The sequence below is a fragment of the Bdellovibrionales bacterium genome (assembly GCA_019750295.1).
Classification (GTDB): Bacteria; Bdellovibrionota; Bdellovibrionia; order Bdellovibrionales; family JAGQZY01; genus JAIEOS01.
Window position 1 is genome coordinate 1 of the sequence record JAIEOS010000055.1, and the last position, 5,446, is coordinate 5,446.

The 5,446-nt window shown below is 42.0% G+C and carries 8 protein-coding genes; 3 read left to right on the forward strand and 5 right to left on the reverse strand.

Going from position 1 to position 5,446, the window contains the following annotated elements:
• From K2Q26_10170 to K2Q26_10185, 4 genes are all read right to left on the reverse strand, one after another.
• Positions 1-407 (reverse strand): hypothetical protein (locus tag K2Q26_10170; protein MBY0315875.1); only part of this gene is annotated, 407 nt, incomplete at its 3' end.
• 6 nt (positions 408-413) lie between these two features.
• Positions 414-1,322, reverse strand: a complete 909-nt coding sequence (locus K2Q26_10175) for a histone deacetylase (protein ID MBY0315876.1) — start codon at positions 1,320-1,322, stop codon at positions 414-416.
• Positions 1,323-1,700: 378 nt separating this feature from the next.
• A complete protein-coding gene (locus K2Q26_10180; protein ID MBY0315877.1) occupies positions 1,701-2,309 on the reverse strand; it encodes an HAD family hydrolase in 609 nt (202 codons plus the stop codon).
• 417 nt (positions 2,310-2,726) lie between these two features.
• Positions 2,727-3,041 carry a helix-turn-helix transcriptional regulator gene (locus K2Q26_10185; GenBank protein MBY0315878.1) on the reverse strand — a complete coding sequence of 105 codons (315 nt, stop codon included), beginning with the start codon at positions 3,039-3,041 and terminating at the stop codon, positions 2,727-2,729.
• A gap of 77 nt (positions 3,042-3,118) precedes the next feature.
• On the opposite strand from K2Q26_10185, the gene K2Q26_10190 reads away from it, so the two are divergent.
• Both K2Q26_10190 and K2Q26_10195 read left to right on the forward strand, forming a co-directional pair.
• Positions 3,119-3,730, forward strand: coding sequence for an NAD(P)H-dependent oxidoreductase (locus K2Q26_10190; protein MBY0315879.1), 612 nt, complete (start codon positions 3,119-3,121; stop codon positions 3,728-3,730).
• Positions 3,731-3,750: 20 nt separating this feature from the next.
• Entirely contained in the window at positions 3,751-3,951 is a 201-nt protein-coding gene (locus K2Q26_10195) for a 4-oxalocrotonate tautomerase family protein (protein MBY0315880.1), read from the forward strand.
• A 137-nt stretch (positions 3,952-4,088) separates the two neighbouring features.
• Here the strand turns inward: K2Q26_10195 and K2Q26_10200 are convergent, their stop codons facing one another.
• Complete coding sequence (locus tag K2Q26_10200) at positions 4,089-4,673, reverse strand: NAD(P)H-dependent oxidoreductase (protein MBY0315881.1); 585 nt, start codon at positions 4,671-4,673, stop codon at positions 4,089-4,091.
• A gap of 85 nt (positions 4,674-4,758) precedes the next feature.
• Between K2Q26_10200 and K2Q26_10205 the strand changes: the two genes are divergently transcribed.
• Positions 4,759-5,358, forward strand: coding sequence for a TetR/AcrR family transcriptional regulator (locus tag K2Q26_10205; protein MBY0315882.1), 600 nt, complete (start codon positions 4,759-4,761; stop codon positions 5,356-5,358).
• Positions 5,359-5,446 lie beyond the last annotated feature (88 nt).

Here is a 5,446-nt window from a genome sequence, read left to right on the forward strand (position 1 = left end):
TTTTGCATGATTTTATGTCCAAGGCCGAGGGTGGATTTCAAAAGCCAACTTGCACGAGAAACTCGAAGACGAGTCCACAAGCGAGTTTGTTTTCCCATGGATTCGAGGTAATAGGTGAAAGTGATTTCGGATCCGAATCGAAACGTAATGAATTCATTTTTAATAAAATCAGAGATCGTGGCCATGGGGATTTTTTGGCCCTTTTCGATATCGATAAGTTTTGGGTCTATCACCTCCAGGCTTTTTCGTCCCAGGTTATCGAGCCAATCATAGCTGTACCATCCCGCCCGGCCGTTCCCCATCTGTGCGAGCCACGGCCAAATTGAATCTGCGGAGGCATCAATTTCGATCCAGTGATCTTGAACCCAAGTCGTCTTTGAGAGATTTTCGTCTTTTGGATATTTCATAATGACCTATCTTCTGTGAGATTCACGCAGTTTGCGAACCACTCTATATGTGTTTGCGTACGCCTCCACACTTTTTTCGATGGGTTTGGCATAACCTCCTCCAAGAGCAAGAGAAATAGGAATATTTTCTTTGAGCGCATAGCTGATCACCATTTCGTCCCTGAGTTTGAGGCCCTCAAACGAGATTGACATTTTACCAAGGTGATCAAACTCCAGTGGGTCTACTCCGGTCTGATAAAAAATATAGTCGGGCTTAAATTTTTTTACGTCTTCGAGCCCTTGAGCCAGAGCTTCCAGATACATATCGTCCGTTGCCCCCGTCGGCAATGCGATATCTAAATGAGACGGGACTTTAATAAACGGATAATTTTTTTCTCCATGAATACTAAAAATAAAAACGCCTTCGTCATGTCCTAGAATGCTCGAATTCCCGTTCCCCTGGTGAACATCCAAATCGATGATCGCAACTCTTTGGGATAACTTTTCCTTTTTTAAATATCGTGTCGCCACCGCAATATCGTTAAAAACGCAATAGCCCTCTCCGCGATCGGCGTGGGCATGATGAGTGCCGCCGGCCAGATTCCCGGCAATACCGTCCACCAGAGCCGACTTCGCGGCCGCCAGCGCTCCGCCAACGGTGGCGCAGCTTCTGAGATACAAGTTATAGCTCCACGGAAAACCAATTCGCTTGATGATTTGAATATCGACAGAACCATCTCGCACGGACTCCACGTAAGCTGGGACATGAGCCAGTGATAATTCCTCCGGCGTCGCTTGGGGACTTTCGTGAAGTTGCTGCGGATCAATGATTTGATGTTCCACCAAATAATCGCGCAGCATTCGATATTTCTCAATCGGAAATCGATGATGTTCGGGGAGAGGTAGCGTGTAGAGATCAGAGTAGAATATTTTCATAGTTTTAGTGGACATCTTCACCAATACCACTTCTACGAACGAATCGAAAGTGCCGGTTTAAGAGAGCGGGCAAAAGCCTGTCAGATTGTCTTTTTGCCGCGGCCTCATCCTGCATCGGCCTACGTCTTAGGGCAACGGCCTCTATGGAGAACGAAGTTCGAGGAGAATCGCTCGGTGAGATTTCTAAGCCTTCCAGGTTCCTCCGTACTGGTAGCCCGGCTGACCGGATGAAGCCTCACAGCAGGTCTTACACACAAAAATCCAATTTTTTTGGGGAGAGATACGGATCCTAAAAGCCACCTTAATCTGAGATGAACAGAGGCTACAATTTTTTGTACGATCCAATTTGGGTGGAGGAGCTTTGGGCATAGGGCCGTATTATTTAAACTCTTTCATTGGAAGTGAAGGATGATTTTCAAAAAGATAACTCTCCAGTTGACCAAAATGATCAAAAGTCATGTAGGCGTCTGTTGTATCAAAATCCGGAGTTCGAGGACAGTAGATGGCCGTTTTGATATTGGCATTTTTGCCCGCCATTAAATCATATTTGTAATCGCCCACATAGATGGCCTGATGAGGGGAAGTGGAAAAATGCTGACAAATTTTTAATAACCCTTCCGGATGAGGTTTAGGATGAGAGTCCTCACGACTGATAATGAGGGGAATCTCTAGTCCGTGCGCCTTCAATGTATTTACAGCGATTTGACGTGAATTCAGTGTAAAGACACCGAGATGAATTTGATGCTCTTGCAACTTCCTGATGAGATTCTGTACCCCAGGAATAGGACTTGAGTTTTTGGAGCCCTCTTCCTCGTAAAAATGAACGATCTCTTTGGCTCTCTGCTGCTCCAAGCCCGACAGCGTATTTACGTATTCGACAATCGACTGTTGGCTGTCAATGCGAAGCGCCTCGTAAATTGCGGGGAAATTAATTTTGGAATCGACAAGGGTTCCATCCATATCGAAGATCACCGTTCTGTATTTCATTCGGTCAAGGTAACAGTTCCCTTTTGGTGATGCAAGAAGGTGTGTTGCGGCTCTGTCTCTTCATCGTCAAAACCGTAAATGTCGCCCATTAATGAGAGTTGTTGTTTGTATCAAACTTGATTTTAAGAGAACGATTTTTTTGAGAAAAATTGCGGAACAAGACGAGTTTACACCAACTGGTTATAAGATATTTATTAAATTGGCGTGCCCAGGGATCTGGCAGGAATGTTTTTAAATTTTTTGGATTTGATTTCCGATGGTTCTACACCGGAGAAATTGGCGTCCCCTACAGGGTTTTTGTAAAACGCATTTCCAGTATCTAACAATCTGTCTTTTTTATGACCAAAGACGATTTTGTAGGCAAGGATCTATATTCCAAACAAAAGCGGCTTTGTGGACGCCGGGGTTATGATATCATTAATGATTTCTATTCTTTAGTGCCCATTCTCCCATAGCTTTTAGAATTGGATCTAAAGACTTTCCTTTAGCCGTCAACTGATAGTCCGTTTTTGGTGGAACCACTGGATATTGTGTTCGTTTAATTAAGCCATGTTTTTCCAATTGTTTTAACTCATGCGAAAGCATTCGGTCACTAATCCCAGAGGTTAACTCCCTCAACTCGGAGTATCGTTTTGTGCCAGACCTTAGATTATAAAGAAGCATAGGTTTCCAGCGACCGCCAATCATGAAAATAAGCTCAGTAATAACACATGGATTTTGTTTGTTTCGCATAAATCTTATACTAACAAAAAATGCCGTACTTCTCAATAGTAAGTATCAAATGTATTATTATGAAAAGAGGTCATAAAGTGAAAAAACAAATTCTTTATATTGATAGCAGTCCAAGTCGTGAATCTAATTCTAGAAAATTAAGTAAAGTCTTTGTCGAGACTCTTTCGGTGAAATACCCTGACTATAAAATAGTGAGGCGGGACTTGAACTTAAGCCCACCCCCATTTGTAGACCAAGCCTGGATCGACAACGCCTTTCTACCCTTAGATAAACAAGATTCTCAAGTGATGCGAGTTCCCAACGAGATCGTGAATGAATTTAAAGATTCTGAATATGTTGTTGTTGGAATGCCAATGTACAATTGGGGTGTACCCGCGATTGTAAAAGCATGGATCGATCAAATCGTTCGAGCAGGAGTTACATTTTCCATGACGCCAGAAGGTATCGTCGGATTGTGCCACCCCGAGAAAAAAGTCATCGGTTTGATAAGTAGAAATGGTCGTTTTTTAGAAGGCGAGCCCTATGAAAAAGCGAATTTCCAGGACAACCACTTCAAGGGAATCATGAATTTTATCGGAGTTAAAAATGTCTATGTGGAAGCTCTTCAGGATGTGTTCAATCATGCGGAGTTTCAGAATAAATTTAATGAAGCGATTGAGAGAGTCAAGGCTCTGGCGCAGAGGCTTTAACCTTAGAAAGGATTATCAATATGCCATACGTAAATGTTCAAATTACCAAAGGTGCAACTAAAGAGCAAAAATCAGAGATTATTAAAGACATAACTGATTCCCTTGTTCGTGTTCTGAATAAAAAGCCCGAACACACTCATATCGTTATTCAGGAAATTTTAGACGAAGACTGGGGGTTTGCAGGTCTAAGAACAGACGAGTGGCGAAAGCTTAAAAAATAATCCGCAATTTACATCTGTAGAAAAAAATTTTTACACCCAGATTGGATTGCCGGCGGCTCCACAAAAAAGAAATAAAAGCTTTTAAAATTAAACGTCCCAATAGCATATTCGGCGAAAAACAAGTTCTGACGAAAACTCTAAAGAGAGGATCGACTGGCTAGTGCAGTGGCTTGTCGGATCCATTTTGTCCTCTGCTCATCTGATGACTTTCTGATCGGTCCCACGAGAAGTGTTTTCTTTGTTTTCATTCCACAAAATTCGATGACGGATTCGTTCATGAGTTTAATTCCTCTTGAGCCTAAAAATATTTTATACATCCAAATAGGGGTATCCATTGTTATCAACAGATCTACTGTCTTTCCTTTAAGGAGTTTCATAGGCATCATCGAATTTTCGACATACTTAAAAGCAAAACCGGGCAAGAAGACTCGATCTATAAATCCTTTCAGGAGCGCAGGCGGAGCACCCCACCAGTTTGGATAAATAAATACAAGATGGTCGGCACTTCTAATTCTTTCTTGTGCCTCAATAAGATCTTTTTCTAATTCCTGCTTCATCGAATAGCCACCCCTTAAGATGGGATCAAAAGAAAGGTCGATCAGGTTTAAATCGACGACCTCATGTCCACTGTTTTTTGCAGACTCTATGTAAGCAAGCGCCATAGATCGGCAGAATGAGTTTTGATTCGGATGACCCGTAATGACAACTATGTTTTTACGCATCAAGCTCCCTTTTTTGATGTTAACAAATGATAACATTAATGTTAATACTTGTAAACATACAAGTTAAGGTCTAAATTGGTCTCTAATGGCAAAAGCATTAAAAAAGCAGAGGCGATTGTATCACCATGGAGCACTCAAGAAAGGACTTGTCGGTGCGGCCTCGATGTTGATCAAAAAAAATGGTCATGTCGGGTTTAATCTCAGAGACTTAGCAAAAGAGTGTCAGGTTTCGGCGCCAGCCGTTTATCGTCATTTTAGCTCTAAGAACGCATTAATGGTGGCCATTGCAGAAGCGGGATTTAAAAATATTTTATCCAAGCTAAAGACGGAGTTACCTTTAAAAGATGAAGTTGACGCCAAAGAGCGACTTGTTTGTCTGGGTGAAATTTACGTCCAATTCGCGATCGAAAATGAAGGTGAGTTTCGCGTGATGTTTAGTCGAGAGCTGTGTCAAATTCCTGAATACAAATTAATCGAACCCCTAGCATCAGAAGCATTTGTGATATTAAAAGAGTTAATATCTGAAGTCTTGCCAAAGCATATTTCAGAGACTGATAGGCAAAACGGAGTTATGAAGTCGTGGGCTTTAGTGCATGGCCTTGCGAGCTTAAGAATCGACGGGAATGTGGACGATTTATCACAACAACAATTTTATAAAATGGTTAGATCTGTTTTGAACTTTTAAGTTTGAATTGCTCAAAAATATTTCTTACGCCTCGTGAAGGCGCCCCCGAAGCCCTTTCCTCAATATAGAAAGAGTCATACCTTCCACC

What these genes read in the sequence shown, in the direction of transcription:
- K2Q26_10200 (MBY0315881.1), bottom strand. Translation starts at nt 4,673, where the DNA reads ATGCGTAAAAACATAGTTGTCATTACGGGTCATCCGAATCAAAACTCA.
- K2Q26_10195 (MBY0315880.1), top strand. Translation starts at nt 3,751, where the DNA reads ATGCCATACGTAAATGTTCAAATTACCAAAGGTGCAACTAAAGAGCAA.
- K2Q26_10205 (MBY0315882.1), top strand. Translation starts at nt 4,759, where the DNA reads ATGGCAAAAGCATTAAAAAAGCAGAGGCGATTGTATCACCATGGAGCA.
- K2Q26_10175 (MBY0315876.1), bottom strand. Translation starts at nt 1,322, where the DNA reads ATGAAAATATTCTACTCTGATCTCTACACGCTACCTCTCCCCGAACAT.
- K2Q26_10180 (MBY0315877.1), bottom strand. Translation starts at nt 2,309, where the DNA reads ATGAAATACAGAACGGTGATCTTCGATATGGATGGAACCCTTGTCGAT.
- K2Q26_10185 (MBY0315878.1), bottom strand. Translation starts at nt 3,041, where the DNA reads ATGCGAAACAAACAAAATCCATGTGTTATTACTGAGCTTATTTTCATG.